At 51.4% G+C, this 26,514-nt stretch carries 18 protein-coding genes and 1 tRNA gene; 7 read left to right on the top strand and 12 right to left on the bottom strand.

Annotated features, from left to right (window positions below):
- Positions 1 to 2: 2 nt before the first annotated feature.
- Complete coding sequence (gene narH / locus ACJJH9_RS19425; protein ID WP_444923735.1) at positions 3 to 1,550, bottom strand: nitrate reductase subunit beta; 1,548 nt, start codon at positions 1,548 to 1,550, stop codon at positions 3 to 5.
- A 2-nt stretch (positions 1,551 to 1,552) separates the two neighbouring features.
- Entirely contained in the window at positions 1,553 to 5,323 is a 3,771-nt protein-coding gene (locus ACJJH9_RS19430) for a nitrate reductase subunit alpha (RefSeq protein ID WP_444923736.1), read from the bottom strand.
- Positions 5,324 to 5,640: 317 nt separating this feature from the next.
- Between ACJJH9_RS19430 and ACJJH9_RS19435 the strand changes: the two genes are divergently transcribed.
- The 3 genes from ACJJH9_RS19435 (at position 5,641) to ACJJH9_RS19445 (ending at position 9,054) form a co-directional block, all read left to right on the top strand.
- Positions 5,641 to 7,491, top strand: a complete 1,851-nt coding sequence (locus tag ACJJH9_RS19435; protein ID WP_444923737.1) for a histidine kinase — start codon at positions 5,641 to 5,643, stop codon at positions 7,489 to 7,491.
- A 390-nt stretch (positions 7,492 to 7,881) separates the two neighbouring features.
- Positions 7,882 to 8,556 carry a CHRD domain-containing protein gene (locus tag ACJJH9_RS19440; RefSeq protein WP_444923738.1) on the top strand — a complete coding sequence of 225 codons (675 nt, stop codon included), beginning with the start codon at positions 7,882 to 7,884 and terminating at the stop codon, positions 8,554 to 8,556.
- 54 nt (positions 8,557 to 8,610) lie between these two features.
- Positions 8,611 to 9,054, top strand: a complete 444-nt coding sequence (locus ACJJH9_RS19445; RefSeq protein ID WP_252084091.1) for an SRPBCC family protein — start codon at positions 8,611 to 8,613, stop codon at positions 9,052 to 9,054.
- A gap of 244 nt (positions 9,055 to 9,298) precedes the next feature.
- Here ACJJH9_RS19445 and ACJJH9_RS19450 read toward each other — a convergent pair whose 3' ends face one another.
- The 5 genes from ACJJH9_RS19450 to ACJJH9_RS19470 form a co-directional block, all read right to left on the bottom strand.
- Positions 9,299 to 10,699 carry an amidase gene (locus tag ACJJH9_RS19450; RefSeq protein ID WP_444887708.1) on the bottom strand — a complete coding sequence of 467 codons (1,401 nt, stop codon included), beginning with the start codon at positions 10,697 to 10,699 and terminating at the stop codon, positions 9,299 to 9,301.
- Between the two features lie 66 nt (positions 10,700 to 10,765).
- Positions 10,766 to 11,650 carry a helix-turn-helix domain-containing protein gene (locus ACJJH9_RS19455; RefSeq protein WP_444887707.1) on the bottom strand — a complete coding sequence of 295 codons (885 nt, stop codon included), beginning with the start codon at positions 11,648 to 11,650 and terminating at the stop codon, positions 10,766 to 10,768.
- A gap of 394 nt (positions 11,651 to 12,044) precedes the next feature.
- A complete protein-coding gene (locus ACJJH9_RS19460; RefSeq protein WP_252084088.1) occupies positions 12,045 to 13,205 on the bottom strand; it encodes a slipin family protein in 1,161 nt (386 codons plus the stop codon).
- A gap of 374 nt (positions 13,206 to 13,579) precedes the next feature.
- Positions 13,580 to 13,648: transfer RNA gene (locus ACJJH9_RS19465), tRNA-OTHER, on the bottom strand.
- Positions 13,649 to 13,832: 184 nt separating this feature from the next.
- Positions 13,833 to 15,062, bottom strand: a complete 1,230-nt coding sequence (locus tag ACJJH9_RS19470; protein ID WP_444887705.1) for an RtcB family protein — start codon at positions 15,060 to 15,062, stop codon at positions 13,833 to 13,835.
- 229 nt (positions 15,063 to 15,291) lie between these two features.
- On the opposite strand from ACJJH9_RS19470, the gene rtcR reads away from it, so the two are divergent.
- The 3 genes from rtcR (at position 15,292) to ACJJH9_RS19485 (ending at position 19,354) form a co-directional block, all read left to right on the top strand.
- A complete protein-coding gene (gene rtcR / locus ACJJH9_RS19475; RefSeq protein ID WP_444923739.1) occupies positions 15,292 to 16,890 on the top strand; it encodes an RNA repair transcriptional activator RtcR in 1,599 nt (532 codons plus the stop codon).
- A 60-nt stretch (positions 16,891 to 16,950) separates the two neighbouring features.
- Positions 16,951 to 18,441, top strand: a complete 1,491-nt coding sequence (locus ACJJH9_RS19480) for a C13 family peptidase (protein ID WP_444923740.1) — start codon at positions 16,951 to 16,953, stop codon at positions 18,439 to 18,441.
- A 133-nt stretch (positions 18,442 to 18,574) separates the two neighbouring features.
- Positions 18,575 to 19,354: a TSUP family transporter gene (locus ACJJH9_RS19485; protein WP_444923741.1), complete on the top strand. Its 780-nt coding sequence runs from the start codon at positions 18,575 to 18,577 to the stop codon at positions 19,352 to 19,354.
- A 106-nt stretch (positions 19,355 to 19,460) separates the two neighbouring features.
- On the opposite strand, the gene ACJJH9_RS19490 is transcribed toward ACJJH9_RS19485, so the two are convergent.
- Positions 19,461 to 21,245, bottom strand: coding sequence for a DUF885 domain-containing protein (locus ACJJH9_RS19490; protein WP_444923742.1), 1,785 nt, complete (start codon positions 21,243 to 21,245; stop codon positions 19,461 to 19,463).
- Positions 21,246 to 21,474: 229 nt separating this feature from the next.
- Positions 21,475 to 22,212 (bottom strand): YopT-type cysteine protease domain-containing protein, encoded by a 738-nt coding sequence (locus tag ACJJH9_RS19495; protein WP_252084082.1) that lies wholly within the window; start codon positions 22,210 to 22,212, stop codon positions 21,475 to 21,477.
- Between the two features lie 644 nt (positions 22,213 to 22,856).
- On the opposite strand from ACJJH9_RS19495, the gene ACJJH9_RS19500 reads away from it, so the two are divergent.
- On the top strand, positions 22,857 to 23,714 hold the full coding sequence (locus tag ACJJH9_RS19500; RefSeq protein WP_444923743.1) for a carbon-nitrogen hydrolase family protein: 858 nt from the start codon (positions 22,857 to 22,859) through the stop codon (positions 23,712 to 23,714).
- 94 nt (positions 23,715 to 23,808) lie between these two features.
- On the opposite strand, the gene ACJJH9_RS19505 is transcribed toward ACJJH9_RS19500, so the two are convergent.
- The 3 genes from ACJJH9_RS19505 to hppD are packed head-to-tail and all read right to left on the bottom strand — an operon-like array spanning position 23,809 to position 26,468.
- On the bottom strand, positions 23,809 to 24,816 hold the full coding sequence (locus ACJJH9_RS19505; RefSeq protein ID WP_444923744.1) for a fumarylacetoacetate hydrolase family protein: 1,008 nt from the start codon (positions 24,814 to 24,816) through the stop codon (positions 23,809 to 23,811).
- Complete coding sequence (locus ACJJH9_RS19510; RefSeq protein ID WP_444887698.1) at positions 24,813 to 25,373, bottom strand: VOC family protein; 561 nt, start codon at positions 25,371 to 25,373, stop codon at positions 24,813 to 24,815. The genes ACJJH9_RS19505 and ACJJH9_RS19510 overlap by 4 nt, the downstream gene beginning before the upstream one ends.
- Positions 25,374 to 25,388: 15 nt before the next feature.
- Positions 25,389 to 26,468 (bottom strand): 4-hydroxyphenylpyruvate dioxygenase, encoded by a 1,080-nt coding sequence (gene hppD / locus ACJJH9_RS19515; protein WP_444923745.1) that lies wholly within the window; start codon positions 26,466 to 26,468, stop codon positions 25,389 to 25,391.
- Positions 26,469 to 26,514 lie beyond the last annotated feature (46 nt).

A 26,514-nucleotide genomic window follows, 5' to 3' on the forward strand; every position in this document is an offset into this window, starting at 1 on the left:
CTTCAGTCGACCACTTTGGCCGGTATCACTTCGCGCACTGCATTCTGCTTGCCGCCGAAGATATTGGTGCTGTCGTTGCCAGTGCTGCAGCCGTTGCCGAAGCTGAAACCACAGGAGGACTTCATGTCGTAGGCGTTCTCGGCGTAAGCCTTGTGGCTTGAAGGCACCACGAAGCGGTCTTCGTAATTGGCCAGGGCCATATAGCGGTACATCTCTTCTACCTGGGCTACGGTCATCCCGGCCTCTTCCAGCAACTCGCGTTCCTGCACGCCGTCCACATGGATGCCACGCATATAGGCGCGCATCACAATCATGCGTTCCAAGGCGCGGGCCACTGGCTTTTCGTCGCCGGCGGTGAGCAGGTTGGCCAGGTATTGCAACGGGATACGCAGGGTGGAGAGATCGGGGATCTCGGCGCCGCGCCCCACAGTGACGGTTTCCACTTGGCCGGCCTGCACTGCGTTCTGGATCGGAGACAGCGGCGGCACGTACCAAACCATGGGCAGGGTGCGGTACTCCGGGTGCAGTGGCAGGGCGATCTGCCAGTCGATGGCCATCTTGTACACCGGGGATTTCTGCGCGGCTTCGAGCCAGGCTTCGGGGATACCCTCGGCGCGAGCAGCTTCCTGGACATTGGGGTCGCTGGGGTCGAGGAAGATATCGCACTGGGCTTGGTAGAGGGCTTTTTCGTCTTCTACCGCAGCGGCTTCCTCGATGCGGTCGGCATCATAGAGCAGCACCCCCAGGTAGCGGATACGGCCCACGCAGGTTTCGGAACAGATGGTTGGCTGGCCCGCCTCAATACGCGGGTAACAGAAGATACACTTCTCGGATTTACCAGTTTTCCAGTTGTAGTAGATCTTCTTGTAGGGACAGGCTGACACACACATGCGCCAGCCGCGGCATTTGTCCTGGTCGATCAGGACGATGCCGTCCTCTTCGCGCTTGTAAATGGCACCGCTGGGGCAGGCAGAGACACAGGCTGGATTGAGGCAGTGCTCGCACAGGCGTGGCAGGTACATCATAAAGGTGTTTTCGAACTCACCGTAGATATCCGCCTGGACCTGTTCGAAGTTCTTGTCCTTCTTACGCTTGTCGAATTCGGTACCGAGAATTTCTTCCCAGTTGGGACCCCACTCGATCTTCTCCATACGCTCGCCACTGATCAGCGAGCGCGGGCGGGCCACCGGCTGGTGTTTTTGCTCCGGCGCCTTGTGCAGGGTCTGATAGTCGAAGTCGAACGGCTCGTAGTAGTCGTCGATTTCCGGCATATCCGGGTTGCCAAACAGGTTGGCCAGCACCCGGTGCTTGCTGCCGATCTTGGGCTGCAACTTGCCGTTTTTCTTGCGGGTCCAGCCGCCGTTCCACTTGTCCTGGTTTTCCCACTCTTTGGGATAGCCGACACCGGGTTTAGTCTCGACGTTGTTAAACCAGGCGTACTCGACCCCCTCGCGAGAGGTCCAGACGTTTTTACAGGTCACGGAGCAGGTGTGGCAGCCGATACATTTATCGAGGTTCAGCACCATGCCGATCTGGGCTCTAACTTTCATTGTTACACCTCCTCTCGCGCTGGCTCTTTGACGTCTTCGCCATCCAGCCAGTCGACCTTGTTCATTTTTCTCACCACCACAAACTCGTCCCGGTTACAGCCCACAGTGCCGTAGTAGTTGAAGCCGTAGGACTGCTGGGCGTAGCCGCCGATCATATGGGTGGGTTTCATCACCGCGCGGGTTACAGAGTTGTGGATACCACCGCGGGTACCGGTGGTTTCCGCTCCCGGTGTATTCACGATGCGCTCCTGGGCGTGGTACATCATGGCCATGCCGTCTGGCACCCGCTGGGACACCACCGCACGGGCGGCAATGGCGCCGTTGACGTTGAAGATTTCGATCCAGTCGTTGTCTTCAATACCCGCCAGCTTGGCGTCGTTCTCACTCATCCACACGATGGGGCCACCGCGAGACAGGGTGAGCATCAGCAGGTTGTCGGAGTAGGTGCTGTGGATGCCCCATTTCTGGTGCGGGGTGATCCAGTTCAGCAGGATCTCCTTGTTGCCGTTGGGCTTCTGGTTCAGCACCGGCTGTACGGTTTTCAGGTTGATGGGCGGCTTGTACACACACATGGTCTCGCCGAAGTCGCGCATCCACTCGTGATCCTGGTAGAACTGCTGGCGGCCGGTGATGGTGCGCCAGGGGATCAGCTCGTGCACATTGGTGTAGCCGGCGTTGTAGCTCACATGCTCATCTTCCAGGCCGGACCAGGTGGGTGAGGAGATGATCTTGCGGGGCTGCGCCACGATATCGGCGAAACGTATCTTCTCGTCTTCCTTAGGCTTGGCCAGATGGGTGTGATCGCGACCGGTAATCTTGCCAAGGGCTTCCCAGGCCTTCACCGCTACCTGTCCATTGGTTTCAGGGGCCAGAGACAGGATCATCTCGGCGGCATCTACGGCGCTGTCGATACGGGCGCGGCCATCGCGGGCGCTTTCATCCTTCCAGGTGCGGTTGAGCTTCTTGAGGAAGTCCACCTCGTCATCGGTATTCCAGCTGATGCCCTTACCGCCGTTGCCGAGTTTTTCCAGCAGTGGGCCGATAGAGGTAAAGCGGTTGTAGGTGTTGGGATAGTCGCGTTCCACCTCAATCATGCTCGGCGCGGTAACGCCGGGGATCAGGTCGCACTCACCCTTCCACCAGGCCTTCACCCCAAAGGGCTGGGCGATTTCGGTGGGGGTATCGTGGTGGATTGGCAGGGTTACCAGATCCTTCTCCACCCCCAGGTGGCCGTCAGTCAGTTCGGAGAATTTCTTCGCCACACCTTTGAAGATGTCCCAGTCGCTGCGCGCTTCCCAGGCCGGGTCCACCGCTTTGGTGAGCGGGTGGATAAAGGGGTGCATGTCGGAGGTATTGAGATCGTCCTTCTCATACCAGGTGGCCGTTGGCAGCACGATGTCGGAGTAGAGACAGGTGGTGGACATACGGAAGTCCAGTGTCACCAGCAGATCGACTTTGCCCTCACTGGGGGTATCGTGCCAGGCCACATCTTCCGGTTTCTTGCCGCCGGCTTCACCCAGGTCCTTACCCATCAGACCGTGCTTGGTGCCGAGCAGGTGGCGCAGCATGTACTCGTGGCCTTTACCGGAGGAACCCAGCAGGTTAGAGCGCCAAATGAACATGTTACGCGGGTAGTTCTGCGGATTATCCGGGTCCTGGTTGGCGAACTTGAGCGCGCCGCGCTTGAGCTGCTGTACGGTGTAATCCTTGGCGGACATACCCGCAGCAGCGGCATCTTTGGTGAGTTGTAACGGGTTCATACCCAGCTGCGGTGCGGAGGGCAGCCAGCCCATACGCTCGGCGCGGCTGTTGTAATCGATAATGGAAGCCTGCCACTTGCTCTTGTCGGCTAATGGCGAAACCACTTCGTCCATCTCCAACTTCTCATAGCGCCACTGGCTGGCGTGGTTGTAGAAGAAGGAGGTGCCGTTCATATGGCGCGGCGGACGCTGCCAATCGAGGCCGAAAGCGAGCGGGGTCCAGCCGGTTTGCGGGCGCAGTTTTTCCTGCCCTACATAGTGGGCCCAGCCACCGCCACTCTGACCGATACACCCGCACATCATCAACATATTGATGAGGCCACGGTAGTTCATATCCATGTGGTACCAGTGGTTGAGGGCGGCACCCACAATCACCATGGAGCGTCCACGGGTTTTGTCGGCGGTGTTGGCGAACTCGCGCGCAACCTGGATAACGTTCTCGCGGCGACAGCCAGTGATTTTCTCCTGCCAGGCGGGTGTGTAGGGCTTGTCTTCGTCGTAACTGTGCGCACAGTTGGGATCGTCGAGGCCGTGCTCCACGCCGTAGTTGGCCAGGGTCAGGTCGTAGACGCTGGCAACTTTGAGCACCTCGCCGTCTTTGTTCTGCACAAACTTCACCGGCACCTTGTAGTCGATCACATCGCTGTGGTCGGTGTGCTGGAAGTAGTCGTGCTCGTGGGTCTGGCCACCGAAGTAAGGGAAGGCCACCTGGGCGATTTCATCGGCGCAGTCTTTCAGGCTGAGTTTCAGCTTTACTTCTTCACCTGTGAGGCCATCGCGCTGTTCGATGTTCCACTTACCGCGCCCATCTTTCGCTGATGGCTCCCCCCAGCGATAACCTACGGAACCCTGAGGTGACACCAGCTGACCATCGTGGTTGACGGCGATGGTCTTCCACTCCGGGTTGTTGTCCTGGCCGAGGTCGTCCGCCAGGTCGGAGGCGCGCAGGAAGCGGCCCTGTACCAGCTTGCCGTCGCGCTCTTCCAGGGTCACCAACATCGGCATATCGGTGGTGGTGCGCACATATTCGGTGAAGTAGGCGCTGGGCTTATCGACGTGGAATTCTTTCAAAATCACGTGGCCGAAGGCCATCGCCAGGGCCGCATCGGTACCCTGACGTGGTGCCAGCCAGGTGTCGCCAAACTTGGAACACTCGGAGTAATCGGAAGTGATTACGCAGGTCTTGGCGCCCTTGTAACGCACCTCGCTGAGGAAGTGCGCATCCGGGGTACGGGTCTGCGGCACATTGGAGCCCCATACGATCAGGTAGTTGGAGTTGTACCAGTCGGCAGACTCGGGCACGTCGGTCTGCTCGCCCCAAATCTGTGGAGAGGCGGGCGGCAGGTCGCAGTACCAGTCGTAGAAACTCAGGCAGTTACCGCCGATCAATGACAGATAGCGGGCACCTGCGGCGTAGGACACCATGGACATGGCGGGAATCGGCGAGAAGCCGGTTACCCGGTCGGGGCCGTATTTTTTGGTGGTGTAGACGTTGGCAGCGGCGATTAGCTCATTGGCTTCATCCCACTTAATCCGCACAAAGCCACCCATTCCCCGACGTTCTTTGTAGGACCTGGCCTTGGCCGGGTCCTCGACAATGCTGGCCCAGGCATTCACAGGGTCGCTGTGTCTCAACTTGGCTTCGCGCCAGAGTTTTACCAGGCGCTTGCGGATCTTCGGGTACTTGAGGCGGTTGGCCGAGTACATATACCAGGAGTAGCTGGCACCGCGCGGGCAACCTCGGGGCTCATGGTTGGGCAGGTCCGGGCGGGTGCGCGGGTAGTCGGTCTGCTGGGTCTCCCAGGTGACCAAGCCGTCTTTGACGTAGATCTTCCAGCTGCAAGAGCCGGTGCAGTTCACCCCGTGGGTGGAGCGCACGATCTTGTCGAACTGCCAGCGGCGACGATAGCCGTCTTCCCAGCTGCGGTCGTCATGGGTCTTTTCCCCGTGTCCTCCGGAAAAGGGCTCTTTTTGTTTCTTCAGATATTTCAGTCGGTCCAGGAAATGGCTCATGCGGTACTCCCAGGGCATCGAAATGCAGTTAAAGCATCGGTTTAGCTGGGAATATAAAAGCGCTGTAAAAGAGGATCACCTGACCAAAAAGGGGTAGAAAAGCGCTGAACTACCCATGAGTAGGTAAGAAAATGGCGCCAGTTGTTGGTTGAGGTTGGGCGTAAGTCCCGTAATGACTTAGGCGGTATTTAAAACACAGGCAATAGGTTAAATTTTGTGCAAAACTGGCACTCTTTGGTGGTACTCACAAATTTGAGCGCTTCTAAGCGGCACAATAGAGGCTATCCAACAGCGGCCCGAGATCGAAGTGAACTGATATGTTGAATCGAATCCGACAGTCCATCGTCTATCGAATCGGCACCCTGATGCTGCTCACAGTGTTAGTCGCGCTGAGCTCCATGGTGGCCTCTTACATTATCTCTGACGCCGCGGAAAACGATGCCGCCGCAGTGAACCTGGCCGGTTCCCTGCGCGCTATGAGCTACCGGCTCGCAGCGACAGCACCCTCTGGTGATATGGAAGCCACCGCCACACTATCGAACGAAGTGACTTCGCGCCTGAGCCGTGTATTGAGTATTTCCGACTTCAGTGCCAGCGATAACCTGCGCGCGGCGCGCAACTACCGCAAGGTGATCGGCAGCTGGGAGGAAGAGATTCGACCGCTGTTGGAATCCATCGCCGCCGGTCGCACCAGCATGGATTCCCTACAGTTGGCCACCCACCTGGAACCATTTATTCACGATGTAGACACCCTGGTACTGGACTATCAAACCATCGCCGAGGAAAAGATCAGCCTGCTGCGCCTGGTACAGGTGGCTTCCCTGTTCGCCATAGTGGCGCTTGTTTACCTGTCCATGTACATACTCCATCGCTCCGTGGAGCAACCTTTGAAGCAACTCATCAGCCGATCAATGAGCATCGCCCAGGGGAACTTCAACCAAAATCGCCTAGAGATCGACAGCGAAGACGAGTTGGGGGTTCTGGCGCGCACCATCAATTATATGAGCGACGAGATTCACGCAACCCATCGTGACCTGGCCCACCGCGTCGAACAAAAAACTGCCCAGCTACAGAAGAGCCACGAGGCACTGGATTTCCAATACCGACTGGCACGGCGTATTAGCGAGGGGCCCCTGGCCGGGTCCGAGCTGGGGCAATGGCTGGGCGAGTTCGCCAATGTCGCCGACTTGAACAACCTGGATCTGTGCCTGATGACACCCGAAGGCGAAGCCCCCTACGAACATCTGGTACAGGGGTTTGGCAACAGCCAGTGCAGCGGCAGTGACTGTCGTGTTTGCGTGAGCACCTGCGGTCCCTCCGATGAGGGAGAGTTCCGCGTGTACCGCTTCCCCCTGGAAGTGGATAAGCGCAATTACGGCGTACTGATGTGCACTCTGCCCAGAGGCAACAGCCTCGATGAGGAACAGCAACAACGCCTGGCCACCTTTGCCGACAGCGTCACCGCCGCCATTGCCATCAACGAGCGCGAGGCCCAAGAGCGCCGCGTTGCCCTTCTGGATGAGCGCGCGATCATCGCGCGGGAACTGCACGACTCCCTGGCCCAATCGCTGTCCTACCTGAAAATCCAAGTCACTAGGCTCAATCGCGCCAATCGCAGCGAGCAGGTGGATAAGTCCAAGGTGAAGGAGATTATTACCGAGCTAAAAGAGGGATTGGACTCCTCCTATCGCCAGCTGCGCGAACTGCTCACCACCTTCAGGCTGCAGATAGGCCCTGGCGGCCTACGCAATATCCTCGAGCAATCCATCCTCGCTTATCGCGAGCAACACCCGCAGATCACTATTTTGCTCGACTATCACCTCAATGAAGTACCGCTCACTCCCCACGAGGAAATCCATCTGCTGCAGCTGGTACGCGAAGCTACCCAGAATGCCGTATACCACTCTCAGGGCGATATGGTGCAAATCAGCATGATTCAGGCTAATAACCAATCGCTCAATGTGCGCATCCGCGACAATGGTGTGGGTATCAGCAACGCACCGGAAAAACGCAACCACTTCGGTATGTCAATCATGCAGGAGCGTGCCAGTAATCTGAATGGAAAATTGAATATTCAGCGGCGTACGCAGGGGGGCACAGAGGTACAATTTAACTTTATTCCCCTTTATGCCCGAGAGCGGGAATTAGTTTGGAAGGATGCGGGGTGATAGCGCCCCATCCTAGACAGCAGAGTCACTGGGTACGGATGAGCAATCACTGTATCCAGTATTTTAAATTTAGCGAAAATGCACGTTAATAATTTTTTTCGATAACCCCAATTTTTTTCCGGCTGCATCCTCCCTATACCCATCGCTTCTTGTAAAGCCGGATAGTCCGTTTCCACGAATTCCTTTATTCCCCAAGATACCCAGTAAAAAATACTGTCTCCTAAATTGGCCCTAAACGGCCAGAACCAAGTACATATGCTACAAGTAGTTATCGCCAGCCATCCATGATCTACACCAATCTTCATAGTGAATATGAGCGCTATTAAGCGTCTGGCATTAAATTTCTCGTATAGGTAATAACAAGATCGACTCAATATAGAGGAGAGGTTTATGAAACTCAGTTCATTACCCAAAATCGCTTATTTAATAATGGCGATGTTTTTACTGGCCTATTCCACTTTCACTACTGCAGATAACCACAATAAAAAAGAAAAAGACTCACCAACCACCAAACATGGATCTGGCGAGAAAGCCTGGTCCGATGCCGGGGATGACAAGCGGTTTACCATCTTTAAGGCTGACCTGACCACCGCTAACGAAAATATGCTCGGCAAAAAGGTGAATCCACAAACCCCTAAAGATGCGGGTGGATTCTTTATTGGCGCCTACAATAACCAGACACATATGCTGAGTTTTATGGTTGGCTACAGCGATCTATCACCCGGTGGGGTAGCCATGTCGCATTTCCATATGCAATGCGCTGGCGATGGCAAAGAGCCGCCTATCTGCAAGCCCGGTAAAGCGAGCGGTCCGATTATCCAAACTATCTGTGGAATGCCGACAAACCCCGGAATGGTTCCCGATTGGCCCAAGACCAAAACCGATAAGGATAAACACGGACTGGAAAAGAAATGCTCCGAGGGCACCAGTGGATTTATTATGGGTAAATGGATGGTGGAAGAGCCTTATCGAAAAGCGCTAATGGATGGAAAGGTCTTTATTAATATGCACAGCAAACTAGATCCCAAGGGTGAAATCTCTGGATTGCTAATGAAAGGTAAATAGCATTCTTTACCATGCCTTCCAGACCCAGCTTCGATGACCCTATGGAGAACGGTGATGTCCAACTACACTACATCATTTTTTAGCCCAAGTTCCCGGGAAGATGCTTACAAGGCAGTAACCGAAAAAATGTCCCAGTGGTGGACACCGGTAAGCGCACCCTTCCTAAAGGTCGGTGACATCGCCAAAACCGGTTTCAAAGGTCAATCTTACTGGGTCTTTCGCGCCAAAATATTGAAGCCCGAGAAATTGATTGAGCTTGAATGTACTGAATCCAATATGGTTTCCGATAACGTAGATGACCCCGAGGAGTGGAAAGGCAGTACTCTGCGTTTCGAATTTTCTGAGGAGAATACGGGAACTCTGATTAAATTTACCCATATTGGTCTATCTCCAGAAATGAAATGTTGGGATATGTGTAAAAGTGGCTGGGATTATTACCTGCAGGAAAGTCTTCAGGATTACCTCAAAGATGGGGCCGGCAAGCCAAACAGCTACTAGCGATATAGACGGCCCTATAAGGACAGATTTCACAAAAAAAATCTGGTGAATTCTGCCGTTACCGTTGCAATAGAATATTAACTTAGGGCAATGAATGCCTAAAGATGTAGGGCATCTCAATGCCCTTTTACCTACTGTTGGCACATATTTTTTCAATTTTTACCGGCTACCTCTCGCCACTAACCCTCATCCTCTTACCACAAATCGATAGCCACACCGATTAACTGACACAAAGAAACCACTATTAGCCATTCGTAAACATGGGACACTGGTGTGGTTTCAGAATGTTATGTAAGCGTTTCGCAGTTTCGATAAGATCTTTCTCTTGGCCTTTAAGGCCGATCAGCTGTGCTCCGACCGGAAGCCCGTTCCTATCAAATCCTATTGGTAAGGTCACAACAGGATGACCCGTCAGTGAAATCGGCGTTGTAAAGGCTGCCATCGCATCAAAATAATTTACCGGTTGCTCATTGATATACATAGGGAGGGCGTAATCACGCACACCATTGCGATCGCTGGTTGGCGCCATATGCTTAAACACCGAAGTCGCCGTAACGGGCAACACCCATACACTGTTATCTGCCAAAAAGGCATCAATAGCATCAGACAATATCTTTTTTTCGTCAATTGCATTGCTAAGGCGGCTTTTATTGTGGCGATAGCCAAGCATGACATTCGCGATGAATTCTGGTGAACGGCGCGCACTTGCACGCCCAAGAATGCTGGAAAGAAAACGTACAGGCGCCGACATTAAAGCGCTTGTTTCAAACCCCATAATTTCACCAAATGCGCGACGTGCCCGTTTAAAATCGAAATCTTTTGGTTGAGCCTGTACTACGTGAACCCCAGATTCTTCCCATGCGTTTTTCGCATTTTCAAAACATTTAACGATGCTCTTACAAACTTCAATCCCGCCGCTATCGACACTCCAGTTGACCTTTGGCATTTTAAACTCTTTCTGCCCAACGTCTGGCTGGTTATTCATATGTGTCCATACCAAGTCCAAGTCATCGCAAGTTCTGGCAATCGGCCCTATTCGAGCAAAATGCTTCAGCGGTGCAGCCTGGTTTGGCATAGTCCCATCAATGGGAATGGCATCCTCGCTCGGCAGAAGGCTAAACACCCCACAAAATGAGGCGGGGATACGCAAAGACCCACTCAAGTCTGTACCAATATCGACAAAGCTCATCCCCGCCGCTATCGCAGCTGCGCCGCCACCACTACTCCCCCCCGGTGTGTATTCTAAATTCCAAGGGTTGTTAGTGGTGCCAAATAGAGTATTACTGCACTGAAAGTCCATCGAGAGGGGCGGGAGATTCGTTTTACCCATAACCTGTGCACCGGCATTCAGCAGTCGTTCCACGGCAGATGCGGTTTGGGTAGGGTGGAACCCCTTGAAACGTTCCGACCCGAATGTGCAGGCCATCCCTCGATAGTAAATTTGATCCTTCAGGGTGATGGGCAAACCCGCCAACGGACGCATGTTACTTGTAGGCTGGTTTTCATTAAGTGTTACAACGGCATTGATCACCGGGTTGAGGCGCTGTATACGTTCTAGCTGGTGGTGTATTACCTCTTTGGCCTGGATATCCCCTGCCGACAAGGCTGCACAAATCTGGGTGGCTGGGTATTGATGAAGTTGCATGGCTTAATCCCGAACAATTTTGTTCCGGACGAATTTAGCAAGTAAAGTGGAAACCTGCTGTTCCTATCATGCTTTTCTGAGTGGAATATAAATACGAGTGAGTTGTTTTGCTGGGGCGATGTAGTTCGGTGTTCCCGAATAAGCTTCGAACGGAAATTCATCACGCAGCCTATAGGCTGTCTGAGCAAGCCAGTTGCGATAAATCTGGTTCCAAGTTTGGTAGAGGAATTTGTAATCCCCCCAGTGTTCAAAGACCGCCCATGTTCCAGCGTCGAACATGTGCCAATTATAGCTTTTGTTGTTGTTCGGGCGTTCTGAGTAGGCTCCACCGTACCAAACTGTAACGGTATCATCATTGAGCATCTGGGGCGTGTTAGGAAAACAGCTCATTAAGAATTGATCCGGTGGCACTGTCTCTTTGAGTAGCGCTAAAAAATATGCACCAATATCTAAATCACTCTTGTGGAAAAACTGGCCTTCATAGGTTCCTCTCGACTGCTGAAACCGGAAATAGAATGGTCGTAGAGTGACGATCTCGACTGGCTCAATCACCTGGCGCGGCGGCTGATTGATCAAATACGGGCGGCCCTGTTGCACCCCTGTTTCCGCGGCTTCGGGAGAATTGCGAAAAGCAGAGGGGCTTATTCCGAACTGTTTTTTGAATGCCCGAGAAAAAGCGCTATGGGTTTGAAAACCGCAATTTATTGCAAGCTGCAGTAAGTTGATGTTTGGAGTGTTGGTGAGTTCCAATGCTGCGGTCTCCAGACGGCGCACAGCAATATAGCGATTCACAGGTTCTCCCATATAAGCAAAAAACAATCGTTGAAAATGAAAAGGCGATAGATGGACATGATTAGCAATATCGGTGATTTTCAAATTTCTATGAAGATTTTCCTCAATTAACTGCGCTGCTTGAGTTACTTTATTTCTATTTTTATCTAACTTCTTCATCGGATTACTTTAGTAGCCCTTGAACCGATCTCTCATGAAAAATCTACAGCCAGTATTTATATCTTCGTCCAGCTTCTTTTCCTGCACCCATACGTATTAACGTCGACAAAAAATTCTATTTGGAAAAATCTAAAATGGTTTTTTTATTGTAGACACAGTGTTCAAAGCATAATTTGCTTACTCCACTGGTCAACAATAGCGGTGACAATACGATTTGAAAGGCCAGGCTTTTACGGCCTGCACGAATAGTTTTAATAAGAACCGGCATTCCCAGTCATAAGGACAAAGTAAGGGAAGTCCGCAAAATCTGTCTGCAGCCCTTCCCCTGAGCACCATCTATCTTAGTCACTGCCTAAGTCCTTAAAACTCAAAGCTTACTTGATAGCTTGCTACCTTAAGCTGTTGGACGCAGCTTCACCAAATCATTAAGCACGCCTTCTAGGCCGCCATAAACTGATATTTTATCGATGCGTGTACTGACTTTTTCTAAGGATTCCAATTCTTTTAGACGCAGTAATGTAGGATTGTTATCCATCATCTTGGCAGTGTTATGCAGGGAACGCATAGCCTGGGTCTCTTCACGACGCTTTATTAAATTCGCTTCAGACTCCTTCTGAGCTTCCACTACCTGATTAAGAATCATCTTCATGTCGCCTGGTAAGATAATATCTTTCACTCCGACACTGACAATCTCGATACCATAATGCGCTAGTTTTTTATGGATAGCCGTTGCAATAACAATATTCAGTCGATCTTTATCTGCTAATAAGCTATCCAGAGTCTGGGTACCCACCGCTTCACGCAAACTTAGTTGTAATTCACGATAAATATGGTTTTTATAATCACTGAGCTTCAATGCCACCCGCTGTGGATCTGTAATCTTGAAACTGCCACTTAAGTTGATACGCAGGCTAACTCTATCTTTGGTTAGAATTTCCTGGCCACTCACTTCAATAGTTTGCAGGCGCATGTCTATCAATTTCACTGCGATAGAGCGATTGTATTTCCAAAATCCATAACGACCCGGCTGCAGCGCTTTCTCCAACTTTCCATTGACAACTAAAAGACCCACATGCTCATCGGGGACTTCGTTATAGCTTACTGCCTGAGCAGCGATGCGTATTTGGCTTGCGCAGGCACCGCGACCGAGAAGCCCCAGTACATTGTCATCAATGGTGTATTCCCTGGAAATATCCACAATACCTACACGAACGGTTTCCCCTCCTTTCCATACGGCCCGGTATGAACCAGGGGGAAGGATATCTACCAGGTTACCATCCCGATAGAAAAGTCCGACTTGTTGATCAGACAATTCGTAGGACTGCAAATATTCACCTAACACTTCGCTATAAGTATTCAGCAGGAATTTTGCTTTAATCGCATCAAAAACCACCTCAGTAATATCATAGGTCTCCACCCGTACATCACCTGAGAGCAGCCAAATACGGTGACGCCCTGGTGGCAGCACCCTTTCAAATCGGCTGCGGCGAAACAGTAGTGCTCGCTCGTTATCAGCCACATTGACAATCTTCCATATTTTAAAGAGAGACTTCATTTCTCCGATCTCTTATCATTTTATTCCTTTAGGGTGGGGCCCACTCGATCTCAGAGTGGCCCAACGCTTATACACAGAGGGTGCAAAATACAGCGGTTCTGCAAAGTTCTTCTTGCACCCATCCTGGGTAACGAAGCCAACATCCTTGGCCAAAATAGAATCAATGCAAATGCTGTAATCCACACGCACAGCGTAAACCCACGCAAGGCGACACTGCCGCCGGCGTGCCTTTATGGCTAGCTATTGCTGCAATTCCCAATAACCGAAACCATAAGGCACTGTAGGCCCCGGATAGATTTCAACAAAGAGGGCTTCTTTGTGGGGACTCGAACCCCAGGCTCTCGCCTTCCCTTAAGGTCGCTTTCCAGGCGACGTGACTTTGACAGGAATCGAACCTGTAACAAACCGATTTAACGGTTGCTCTACCAATTGAGCTACAAAGTAGGCGTTTGAAGATTGCCCCAGTGGGTACACCTACCGCCAGCGTCGGGGGTGCCAGGCCGACATACAGAACCGGCTCCGCTGACTGGAACACAAACATTCAAACTTGATTGCGGAGAGCCTGCCCTTTAGGCATAACTTCCGACATTCCTCACTATTAAACGCCTTATCCCTGGCCTGTGCTAACTATCCTTTGACACAGACTACCTGCTTGAGGGTGTAAACGATTTCCACCAGGTCTTTTTGTGCTGCCATAACCTTCTCAATAGGTTTGTAGGCCGATGGGGTTTCGTCGATCACACCTTCATCTTTACGGCATTCCACGTCGACAGTAGCCGCGCGATGCTCTTCCAGGGATACCAGTTTTTTCGCCTTGGTGCGGGACATCACCCGCCCGGCACCATGGCTACAGCTGCAGAAGCTTTCCTCGTTTCCTAACCCCCGCACAATAAAAGACTTGGCCCCCATACTTCCGGGAATAATGCCCATTTCATCAACACGCGCCCTTACAGCGCCCTTGCGCGTTACCAGTACCTCCTTGCCATAGTGTTGTTCGCGGGAAACGTAATTGTGATGGCAGTTTACCGCCTCCATGCGCGCCTCAAAATCCATACCCAGTGCCTGCTTCACCGCGCCAATAGTGCGTACCATCATGACTTCACGATTGATGCGAGCAAATTCCTGCGCCCATTCCACCGCCTGCACATAGTCATCGAAATGCTCGCTACCCTCGGGGAAATAGGCCAAGTCACTATCGGGCAAGTGGATATGCCAGCGTTCCATATCCCGCTTGGCCTTTTCGATAAAGTAGGTACCAATACGGTTACCCACACCACGAGAGCCACTGTGCAACATCAGCCACACGCTGCCTTGCTCATCCAGGCACATCTCAATAAAGTGATTACCGCTGCCAAGCGTTCCCAAGTGATTGATATTATTGGTATTTTTCAATACTGGGTGCTTCTCTTTCAGCGCCTCAAACTGCTCTGCCAACGGCGCCCAGCCGGCAAGTGCATCGTCCGGCGGATTCTCCCAGGCACCCTTATCCCGACCCCTACCCCGGTGTCGACCAGTGCGGCCGTGGGGCACGGCGCGCTCAATGGCACTGCGGACGCCCGCCAGGTTGTCTGGCAGCTGTGCTGCAGTGAGGCTGGTGCGGACTGCCATCATGCCACAGCCAATATCCACACCCACAGCTGCGGGGATTACCGCTCCCAGGGTGGGTACCACACTGCCAATGGTGGCGCCTTTGCCCAGGTGTACATCGGGCATTGCCGCCACCCACTTGTGGATAAAAGGCAACTGCGAAATATTTTTAAGCTGAGCCCTGGCTTCTTCTTCAAAGGGCACACCTAAGGTCCAGGACTTAATCGGTACCCCACCTGCCTGCATCACTTCATACGGCAATGGCTTCATCTCTCGCTCCTTTAAGAATCTCATGAAACCGCGTTACCACTTCACGCGCTTCTTTTGCCATTGATATAGCGAATTGAGTGCCAACTTTTGCAGAAACTTTCCCAATTTCTGTAACTCATTGTTTTTTATGAAAAAATTATTTTATAGGCAGCGTTCTAAGAGAGGGTTAGCCCAGTACGATGTATAGAAAATCTATCTTTTAAGATAGCTATTTATTATTTTAGATAGTATGAAAACAGTAGCTATCAGTATTCTCGGCACGACTAAAGACCGGCGCGGTAAAAGTGACAAGCGTTGGGACAAGTGGCGCCCCAATATCTCTATGTGCCAGCACGATGACCTACTGATCGATCGGCTGGAGCTCCTTTTCGACAACCACTCGAAAAACCTGGCAGACCAGGTCACTGAGGACATTGCACGTATTTCCCCTGAAACCAACGTGGTCCATCACCGGGTCAACTTCAATGACCCCTGGGATTTCGAGAGTGTGTACAGCAACCTGCTGGATTTCGCCCGCGATTACGCTTTTCAGCCGGATCAGGAGCAATACCTGGTACATATCACAACTGGCACCCACGTGGCCCAGATCTGTCTCTACCTGCTCACAGAGGCCGGTTATTTCCCTGGGCGCCTGCTGCAAACTTCTCCTGCACAGAAAAACAGTAATTTGCCGGGTCAGTACCAGATTATCGATTTGGATCTATCCAAGTACGACCAGATTGCCTCACGTTTCCAGCGAGAACACCAGGAGGGCACTACCTACCTGAAAGGCGGTATCGAAACCAACAACCAGGCCTTTAACCAGATGATCGAGCAGTTAGAGCAGGTTTCTATTCGCTCCGATGCGCCCATTCTCATTACAGGACCGACGGGGGCAGGAAAATCCCAGCTGGCCCAGCGTGTCTATGAGTTACGTAAACAACGCGGAAAATTGGAAGGAGGCCTGGTAGCAGTAAACTGCGCCACCCTGCGTGGTGAGAATGCCATGTCCGCCCTATTCGGCCACCGCAAAGGGGCCTTTACCGGCGCCACCACTCACCGCCCTGGGCTTTTAATGGAGGCAGATAAGGGCCTGCTATTTCTTGACGAAATCGGTGAATTGGGACTGGACGAGCAGGCAATGCTGCTGCGAGCCATAGAGCACAAGCGCTTTATGCCCTTCGGCTCAGACAAAGAAGTGAGCAGTCACTTCCAGTTGATCGCCGGTACCAACCGGGATCTTGTACAGCTCAGCCGCGAGGGTAAGTTTCGTGCAGACCTGCTGGCTCGTATCGACTTATGGACCTACCGCCTACCCTCCCTGCGTGAGCGCATTGAAGACCTGGAACCCAATATCGACTTTGAGCTTGAAGCCTTCTCCACAAAGTCTGGCCACCTGGTGAGCTTCAATAAAGCGGCGCGGGAGAGGTACCTGAACTTTGGTCGCTCGGTAGAGGCCAGCTGGTCAGCGAACTTTCGCGATCTTAACGCCAGTATCCTGCGCATGGGCACCCTCGCCGACGGCGGGCGTATCACGACCCAGGTAGTGGAGGAGGAAATTCACAGATTACAGATTAAGTGGCAAAGCCCACAGAGTAAGTCATCACTGCCCTTTGCCCGTATTGAAATGTTGTTGGGCCGTGACCGCATCGAACAGATGGATTACTACGAGCAGATCAAGCTGGCGGGACTGATTCAAGTTTGTGAGGAGTCCAACTCTATGGCGGCGGCCGGGCGCAAATTGTTTCAAGTGAGCCGCACAGCAAAAAAATCCAATAACGACTCTCACCGGATACGCCAACTTTTAGATAAATACGGTCTTAAATTCGACCAACTGAATAAAACATAGAGGCCGCCTGGCACCATTTTTTGTTAGTCTCATTCCTAAACCCTGATGCTGGATCATGGAATGAGATCTATCTACTTTTTCCCGCTTATTTTTTTACTCAGTGCCTGCGAGCCAACTCAGTTTGCAGGCGGAACCGCCTTGCCAGATGGCTCGGTATACAAAGGCGATATGTTAAACGGCCTGTTTCATGGGCAGGGCCAACTCGAATGGCCCAATGGCAGCCTTTATCGTGGCAACTTTCGAGAAGGCCGCATGACGGGCGAAGGCGTATTAACCGGAAATGATGGTTGTACTTATGAAGGCGAGTTTCTCAATGGGGAGCCCCACGGCAAAGGTCGCTATACCTGCAATGGAACTGTGTGGATAGGTGAATTCCTTGAAGGGGAGCTAAAAAACGGTACGTTAAATTGGGATGACGGTGACATTTACAATGGCGAATTTTTGGCTTTTGACCCTCATGGCGAAGGCAAACTCAGTACCGATGATGGCAGCCTTTATCAGGGCACTTTTGAAAACGGCTATTTAATACAAGGCAACTACTCGGATAGCGATGGCTATCGTTATACCGGCGGCTTTGAGTACGGCTCATACTCTGGCGAGGGTGAACTCACTCAGCCTGACGGCACTGTGATCCATGCCACATTCAGCTATGGGGAAGCTGAGGGGGAAGGTAAACAAATTAGTAAGGATGCTGAAGGCAACATTATCGAGAAACCTGGCTATTTCTCCGAAGGTATTTATTACCCTAGCGAAGCTGCTTGGCGCGCACTGGCAAATATACCCGGCGCCCAAGCGGAAACCCGCCTCTACAGTGAGAGTGAACGCTTACGAAATGCTATAAACGCACTGCCCCCACAAAGACCCGGCATCCGTGATATTTACACACTACTAGTAGGTGGTGATGGTACCTCTCCGGTATTTGCAAGGGAGCTGGAGTGGGTGGCAGAACGCCTAGATGAAGCTTTTGATATCGACCAGCGACTGCTGCGCCTTAGTAACGGTGGCGGTTACGGTTTTCCCTTGGCCACTCGAACCAGTATCCAGGAAAGTCTAACAGCTTTAGACCAACTGATGGACCCCAAAGAAGATTTGCTTCTGGTGCATCTTGTAAGCCATGGTGCTCGCAATGGAGACTTCAAAATTGCCGAAGGTGAAATACCACTTAACGACCTATCTCTAAAAGATGGGCAACAGTGGTTAGACAATATTAACGCTCAGCACCAATGGATCATAATTTCGGCTTGCTTTTCCGGACAGTGGATAGAAGCTTTAAATAACCCCAACAGAGTAATCTTTACTTCAGCCGCTGCCGACCGTAGCTCCTTTGGTTGCAGTGACGACTCTCAGCGCACTTGGTTTAGCTCAGCCCTTTACGGTGAGGCCCTTAACCAAGGTGTGGACAATCCTGAAGCCTGGTTTGAAGCTACAAAATTAAAAGTAACCGAAATGGAGCAGGAGCAGGAAATTAGCAGAAGCCGCCACTCCCTGCCCCAGTATTCAGTGGGAGAGGACTTCCTGATGTGGTGGCAGGGGAAAGAGAAAGCAAATTAGACGGGTATTTCTTCGTCAGAAATAAGTTATTTCTTATTAGTTTGGCGGGAAATTTATAAATTCTTCTTCCTGTAAAAAATATTCAGGCTTTATTAGCTAATAAATCTAACAGTAGGCGAAAGGAGGTATCTTTTTGGATTTCGCTAGCTTCTCTACAGAGTTATTACTTATCTTATTTTTCGTTGCTATTGTTGCCGGCCTACTCGATACATTAGCAGGTGGCGGCGGCCTGATAACCGTTCCGGCCTTAATCTTAAGCGGTGTTCCACCACTATCTGCCTTAGGTACCAATAAATTACAAGGCAGTATCGGTACAGCAACAGCCACTTATATGATGATTAGGGGTAAAAAAGTAAGCTGGGATGGGGTTAGGAGGTTGATGCTATCCGCCTTTATTGGAGCCGCTATTGGAACCATATCCGTACAACTTATCAATACTGACATCTTATCTTTTATTATCCCTATAGTACTGTTATTTATTGCTATTTACTTTCTGATTTCTCCGGCTATAGCCCAGAATAATGATGAACCAAAATTATCTAGCAAGAAATATCAATATGGGGTAATCCCATTTATTGGATACTACGACGGCATGTTTGGGCCTGGGACTGGGTCATTTTTCACTTTGTCAGGCATTGCTTGCCGAGGACAAGATTTATTGACAGCCACCGCAATGGCAAAGCCTCTTAACTTCTCCACCAACGTAGCCTCTTTATTGGTATTTTTAGTTGCAGGGCAAGTGGTATGGGTTATAGGTATCCTGATGATGGCTGGACAAGTCATAGGTGCATGGATAGGGTCACACTGCCTTTTTAAAATCAACCCCACCTATTTGAGAGGGGTAGTCGTACTGATGTGTAGCGGAATGCTAATAAAATACGCACACGCTATGGGATGGATAGGTTTTATCTGAAAACAAGCTGCTTTACCGCTTGTATCAATAATTTTCCGGTTATACGCTGGCTTATTCTGGCAATCCCGCTCTAACAATGAAGAGCGGGATTGCAAAACAAGACACTTTAAGAGGCTTTCTGCTCCGCAATAAACCGTTGCATCTGCTCTTCCAACATGGAAAGCGGTAGGGCTCCATTTTTTAACAGTGCATCGTGGAAAGCACGCAGATCAAATTTTTCTCCCAACTCCTTTTCCGCTTGAGCGCGTAACTGGCGGATCTTAATTTCTCCCATTTTGTAAGAGAGGGCTTGGCCCGGCCAGGATATATAACGATCCACTTCTGCGCGTACATTCGCGGGAGATAGCGAGGTATTACTGGAGAGGAAATCGAGCGCCTGCTGGCGAGTCCAGCCCTGAGAGTGAATACCGGTATCGATCACCAAACGTGCCGCACGCCACATTTCATAGCTGAGACGACCAAAATGTTCATAAGGCGTTGTATATAAGCCCATCTCCTTGCCAAGGCGCTCGGAGTAAAGCGCCCATCCTTCACCAAAAGCACTTAAGTAAAGTTCTCGGCGGAAGTCCGGTACATTCTCCAGTTCCTGAGACAAAGCACCTTGCAAGTGATGACCGGGTACCGCCTCGTGTAAAGTCAGTGCAGGCAGTTCATATAAGGGGCGCTGATCCAGGCCGTGTGTATTCAGCCAATAGGCCCCACCACGGGTGCCACCGATAGCGGCAGGATTATAGGAGGCCGTAGTGTAGTTGGGCGCGATTTCGCTGGGTACCGGAACGACGCCATAGGGAGTGCGTGGCAGCAGATTAAAGAACTCCGGCAACACATAGTCGATTCGCTTAGAGATATAGGCAGTCTCCTTTAGCAGCTCTTCCGGCGTTTTGGCATAGAACTGGGGGTCCGTACGCAGAAAGTGAGTAAATTCCGCAAAGCTACCTTTAAAACCAGATTCCTTTATTAACGCTTCCATTTCTGCACGAATACGCTTCACCTCGGCCAAACCTGTGCGGTGAATTTCCGCTGGATCCATATCCAAGGTGACGTAATAGCCGATGTTGTAGCGATAGTAATCCTTACCACCACGCAGCTGTTCAGCCCCAAGGGTCTCACTGGCGGCTTTCAGATAATCCCCTTCCAGGAAGTTTGCTACACGGTCAAAAGCCGGAATAGCGACCTGTTCAATGGCTTCTTTGCCGGCATTGCGCAGGCGCTGCTGCTCTTCAGTAGTAATTGCAGCAGGCATCTCCGCAAATGGCTTATACAAGCTGCTTTTAGTTGGGTCTTTATAAACCTGGGCTCGCACCGTAGGGGCTATGCCTTGCACCACTATTTTGGGCAAAACAAAACCTGTGCGAATACCCTCGCGCATATTGGCAATATTCTCATCGAAGAAGCGGCCAAACTCGCGGATACGAGCGATGTAATCCTCATAATCCGCGACGCTGGTCATCGCCAGGCCACTGTGCGCATCCAGGGCCGTGCCGAAAAAACTAGAGAAGGTATTGAGCGGTATACGCTTCAAGAATAACTGATTGGCCTCGATGGAATTTTCCAGTACCCAGGCGAGCAACTCCCGATTAACCTTGTCCGAATCCGCTAACTCGCTAGCGTCTATCGTTTGCAAGCGCTGCAGCAATTTTTGCTCGGACTTCAACCGACGCGCTCTATCCTCAGCAGTCACCCCCGGCAACTGGCGGTTATAGTCCGACACCCCCATACGTCCCGCAGTAATTGGATCCTCGCGCAGACGATATTGCCAGTGGTCTTCGATCACATCCTGGAGCTGTTCTGTTGCCGTTGTGGCCCAAGATACTGGGGTTAGTACACAAGTGGCCAAGATAACGCCAGATAGCCGCTTAAAGTGTTTTGCCAGGGCCTTGCCGGATTTCACGCTGCTCTCCATTTAATCGCTAAGTTTATGCTCATCGAAATTGATATTCGTTATGACCGGCCAACCTTAACATGAGTGACACACTGCAAGATTGTTTTCCGTGACTCTGAAACCGAGATAGTTCGTGACTTGAGGACGAGGTGGTTGAAGATTGATTACATAAAAGGGTGTGAATTGAGAGGGCTGTGGGAGCCGCAGTGGCTGCAACTCCCACACTATTGGTGACTAATCAGCCCCTGCGCGCATAAGAGCGAATAGCAAAGCCACCACTCAAACCGGCGGAATACATGGACTGATACCAGAAGGATTGGGTAAACCAATTAAAGAAAGAAGCGCGGGATTCAAACCAGAATTCGCCAAAGTTCGGATCAAAGAAAGCGATGTCTTGCGCTACCCAGGCAGCCATGGTGTGACCGGCGAAAGTGCCATCCAGGCTGATTTTTTTATAGCAGCCCGCTCCGCCCGTTTGATCGAGAATAATTTCCCGAGCCAAGGCATTGGGAGAGAACAAACCGCTCTGCCCATTGGCTCTGCGCGGATTATTAATACCACGAATCGTATTACCACCACGCCCATTGGGGAAAGCCCCCCCAAAAATATTCTGACTGACAGGATACAGGTTTTGCACCCCCAACCAGGCTTCGGTAATCCGATCCTGATCATCGTGCATGCCTGCCTGTTGTAAAGTCATCACATGATAGAGATGGCGCTCATCGAGCGTGTTATTGGGGTATAACCAGCTCCACAAAGTACCGCCTTCAGAGTGATACTTCATCCAAAAAGCCGAGAGGGATTCACACACACCACCAGCAGTATCTTCATGCATGGTGATCAACCCCTTCACCGGATCGAAGCATTGGCTAAAGTCCTTGACAATTACTCCATTGTATCTGGGCACCGCCTGTTGCACGGGCTGTACACGTGTACCAGTTACGGTAAGAATGGTTTTGTCGACCCAAATAGGCATTTTTATTCTCTCACTTCTACTAGGCAAGAAAAGCGCTTTTAAAATCCCTTTTAAAAATTTCGTGGAATTTTTCTACGCCACTTATCAGATTGGGCCGGCATTGAAGCAGAAAAGTTTCAGCGCCAACAGGAAATAGAAAAGCTTTTTAAATCGACTCTGGCACTCTTTTTCCAGGCCGCATAAATACTTATTTTGAAGGGAGGTTTTAAGTGGTGCTGGCCAAATTTTATTGGCTATAGTGGTATTTTTTTTGTTCAACCACGATAAAAACAGATAGTAAGATTTTAAAAATTACTGCTGAAATTTTAATTGGTAGGGTTTTCCCTCGGAATTACCATTTCTGCTAAGACCATATACAAAACCACCCAGTTTTTTAATTGCTTAAAAAGTATAAAGAAAAAATGGAGAGGGAAATTTTTGCAGAAAACTATTGAGAAATTTCAGTAGCCATCCCCCTACGAAACTGGACCTACACTAAAAAAGAGCTTGTTAAACCAATATGGGGTTCACCCTATCCAAAGTTCGCCTCAAGATAAGTGGGGCTAGCAAAGTGAGAATTATCATTCTGTTACATTTCATTCTCATTATCAGGTTTTAGCTTTATCAATACTCCGTAATAAAACTGGAGAAAAAGGAGACCCTTAGTGAAAAGCCTTTGTGTTGCAGCAGTGCAAATGGTCAGTGGCGAGAGCGTTACAAATAATCTTTCACGGGCCTACAAACTGCTTGAGGAAGCAGTCGGGCACGGCGCGCAACTGATACTACTGCCGGAAAACTTTGCGCATTTCTCGGATAAAGGTAGTTTTTCCGTGGCCGAACCTTTTTGCATTTCTGGTAAAGCCAACGCAGACAGACAACCCATTCAACACGCCCTTGCAAATTGGGCAGAGGAGCTGGGTATCTGGCTGGTCGCAGGCTCGATACCCTTACTGGAGCGAGCCGACGGTAGCCCTACTGAGGGGAAGCGCAGCCGCTCAGCGTGCCTGCTATTCGACGATCAAGGCACTTTGCTGGCTCGCTACGACAAAATACATTTATTTGATGTGGAAGTTGAGGACGCTACCGGCAGCTATCGTGAATCCGCCAGTATTGAACCCGGCAACGAGCCCTGTGTGGCGACATCGCCCTGGGGGGCTCTGGGGCTCAGTATCTGTTTTGATCTGCGCTTTCCCGAACTCTACCGCCAGCTAGCCATAGCCGGTGCTGAGATTTTTTTGGTGCCTGCGGCATTTACCCACACCACAGGGCGGGCACACTGGATGACCCTGTTGCAAGCACGTGCGATTGAGAACGGCTGCTTTGTAATTGCAGCCAATCAGGGGGGGACCCACTCGGTGAAAAGACGTACCTGGGGACATTCCGCAATTATTGATCCCTGGGGTGAAATCCTGGCCGAAGCCGGCGAGGGTGAAGCAGTCATCACTGCCACATTGGAAGCTGAAAAGTTGGCCAATATACGGCGGCAAATGCCATTACTTTCCATGCGTCGGCTTGGGGTCTAAATAAAAGGAATCTAAACAGAAGGTATCTAAATAAAAAAGGGGCACCTAACGGTTGCCCCTTTTTTACGACATAGACTGTGGCAAGAAGGTGATATTAAACCTTCTCCACTGTCTGCTCGATACGCCCAAAAATAGATTGACCTTCACCATCGAACATCTCGATAGCGATAGTGTTGCCGAAATCCATAAACGGTGTACTAGGCGAACCATTCTGGATGGTTTCGATCATGCGGATCTCAGCGATGCAGCTGTAGCCAACTCCACCCTCTGCTACCGGTTTGCCGGGACCGCCATCCAGCTTATTGGATACGGTACCGGAACCGATAATAGTACCCGCACAGAGTGGGCGGGTCTTCGCCGCATGGGCGATCAACTGGCCAAAATGGAAGGTCATATCCACACCAGCATTGGGCTCACCAAACTTCTCACCGTTCAGTTGTGAGACCAGTGGCAGGTGCAATTTGCCCTCACGCCAGTTTTCACCCAGCTGCTCTGGAGTCACGCATACCGGTGAGAAAGCACTGGAGGGTTTGGACTGGTAGAAACCAAAACCTTTAGCCAATTCCGCAGGAATCAGTCCACGCAGGGAAACGTCATTCACCAACATCACCAATTTGATATGGGAGAGCGCATCCTCGGCGGATACTCCCATGGGTACATCGTCAGTGATTACGGCGATTTCCGCCTCGAAATCGATACCAAAGCCCTCACTTTGCGGCATGGTCACCGGCTCGCGCGGGGCCAGGAAGGTATCAGAGCCCCCCTGGTACATGAGCGGATCGCTGTAAAAGCTCTCAGGCACCTCGGCACCACGAGCCTTGCGCACCAACTCAACATGGTTCACATAGGCACTGCCATCGGCCCAGTGATAGGCGCGCGGTAGAGGCGATGCACACAGGCTCTGCTCGAATGGCTCTCCGGCAATCTCGCCGTTGTGCAAACGCTCGTGCAGCTTCTCCAGCTCGCCACTGACGGCTGCCCAGTTGTCCAATGCACTCTGCATAGTGGGAGCGATATCGCCGGCCGGCACCATACGGGTAAGATCATCGCTAACAACAACCAGTTGGCCATCGCGGCCGGATTTAAGGCTGGCTAACTTCACTGTGCCTCCCCTTCAGTTTTTTCCACAAACTCTTCTTCCCCGTGCATCCAGGCGGCGTGCCTTGGGGCTTTTTTAGTACGCGACCACTCTTCCAACATATCCTCAGCAACCCGCTTCAGCTCTTTGTGCATACCAGGCTTGGCGGTATTGGCAGCCAGCTCAATGCGATGACCGTTGGGGTCGAAGAAATAGATAGACTGGAAAATCGTGTGATTGGTAGGGCCGAGTACGTCGACCCCGGCCGCTTCCAGTCGCGCTTTGGTCGCGAGCATTTCTTCCATGGACTCCACTTCGAAAGCGATATGCTGCACCCATTTGGGTGTGTTCTCATCGCGCCCCATCTCCGGGGAGTTGGGAATTTCGAAGAAGGCAAGTACATTCCCCATACCCGCGTCCATAAAGACATGCATGTAAGGGTCCGGCTCACCGGTTGAGGGTACCTCGTTTTCGGCAATGGCCAGCTGGAAGTCCATACCGAGAAGATCGCGGTAGAATTCCACCGTCTCCTTGGCGTCCCTGCAGCGATACGCCACGTGGTGAATGCGCTTAATGCCCATTGAAGCCTCCGATTGTTATTCCTTTTCTTTAATGACGCCACGCTTGAGCTGGTCGCGCTCAATGGATTCGAACAGGGCTTTGAAGTTGCCCTCGCCGAAACCTTCGTCTTCCTTGCGCTGGATAAACTCGAAGAATACCGGGCCGAGCATATTGGCAGAGAAAATTTGCAGCAGCAGACGCGGCTGGCCGCCCTCGGTGGTGCCATCCAGCAGGATGCCGCGGCTCTGGAATTCCTTGGTAGGTTCGCCATGCCCTGGCAGGCGCTCTTCCAGCATTTCGTAGTAAGTATCCGGCGGCGGGGTCATAAACTCCATACCGCGCTCTTTCAGGCGATCCCAACAGGCAATTAAGTCATCACAAGCAAAGGCGATATGCTGGATACCTTCGCCGTTGTACTTCATCAGGAACTCTTCGATCTGGCCACCGCCACCAGCTGCTTCTTCGTTCAGCGGAATACGGATCTTGCCATCCGGTGCAGTCATCGCCTTGGACAGCAGGCCGGTATATTCGCCTTTAATGTCGAAGTAACGGATCTCGCGGAAATTAAACAGATCTTCGTAGTACTTGGCCCAGTAATCCATGCGGCCGCGATACACGTTGTGGGTGAGGTGATCCAGAGTGTGGAAGCCGCAACCTTCCGGACGACGGTCAACGCCCTCTTCCCAGATAAAGTCGATATCGTAGATGGACTCACCATCTTCGTAACGGTCGATCAGGTACAGAGTCGCACCACCGATACCCTTGATAGCCGGCAGTTTCAGCTCCATAGGGCCTGTCTGTACATCTACCGGTTGAGCGCCCTTGCGCAAAGCTTCTTCGTAAGCAAACTTGGCATCTTTCACCCGGAAGGCCAGGCCACAGGCAGAGGGACCATGCTCCTGGGCATAGTAGTAGGCGTGGCTGTTGGGCTCGTAGTTGGTGACAAAGTTGATATCACCCTGGCGCCACAACTCCACGGCTTTAGAGCGGTGGCTGGCCACCTTAGTAAAGCCCATGGCGCTAAACACAGTCTCGAGAATGCCTTTCTCCGGCGCAGTGAATTCTACAAATTCGAAGCCATCCAAACCCATCGGGTTCTCAAATAAGTCGGCCATGCAGTCCTCCGTCTCTTATCATCGCGGCGCCATTTATCGGGGCTGC

The sequence above is a fragment of the Microbulbifer mixtoriginis (SeqCode) genome (genome assembly GCF_052466715.1).

Bases quoted from the DNA above. Each gene is read 5' to 3' on its own strand.
- narH (WP_444923735.1), bottom strand. From the start codon at position 1,550: ATGAAAGTTAGAGCCCAGATCGGCATGGTGCTGAACCTCGATAAATGT.
- ACJJH9_RS19430 (WP_444923736.1), bottom strand. From the start codon at position 5,323: ATGAGCCATTTCCTGGACCGACTGAAATATCTGAAGAAACAAAAAGAG.
- ACJJH9_RS19435 (WP_444923737.1), top strand. From the start codon at position 5,641: ATGTTGAATCGAATCCGACAGTCCATCGTCTATCGAATCGGCACCCTG.
- ACJJH9_RS19440 (WP_444923738.1), top strand. From the start codon at position 7,882: ATGAAACTCAGTTCATTACCCAAAATCGCTTATTTAATAATGGCGATG.
- ACJJH9_RS19445 (WP_252084091.1), top strand. From the start codon at position 8,611: ATGTCCAACTACACTACATCATTTTTTAGCCCAAGTTCCCGGGAAGAT.
- ACJJH9_RS19450 (WP_444887708.1), bottom strand. From the start codon at position 10,699: ATGCAACTTCATCAATACCCAGCCACCCAGATTTGTGCAGCCTTGTCG.
- ACJJH9_RS19455 (WP_444887707.1), bottom strand. From the start codon at position 11,650: ATGAAGAAGTTAGATAAAAATAGAAATAAAGTAACTCAAGCAGCGCAG.
- ACJJH9_RS19460 (WP_252084088.1), bottom strand. From the start codon at position 13,205: ATGAAGTCTCTCTTTAAAATATGGAAGATTGTCAATGTGGCTGATAAC.
- ACJJH9_RS19470 (WP_444887705.1), bottom strand. From the start codon at position 15,062: ATGAAGCCATTGCCGTATGAAGTGATGCAGGCAGGTGGGGTACCGATT.
- rtcR (WP_444923739.1), top strand. From the start codon at position 15,292: ATGAAAACAGTAGCTATCAGTATTCTCGGCACGACTAAAGACCGGCGC.
- ACJJH9_RS19480 (WP_444923740.1), top strand. From the start codon at position 16,951: ATGAGATCTATCTACTTTTTCCCGCTTATTTTTTTACTCAGTGCCTGC.
- ACJJH9_RS19495 (WP_252084082.1), bottom strand. From the start codon at position 22,212: ATGCCTATTTGGGTCGACAAAACCATTCTTACCGTAACTGGTACACGT.
- ACJJH9_RS19510 (WP_444887698.1), bottom strand. From the start codon at position 25,373: ATGGGCATTAAGCGCATTCACCACGTGGCGTATCGCTGCAGGGACGCC.
- hppD (WP_444923745.1), bottom strand. From the start codon at position 26,468: ATGGCCGACTTATTTGAGAACCCGATGGGTTTGGATGGCTTCGAATTT.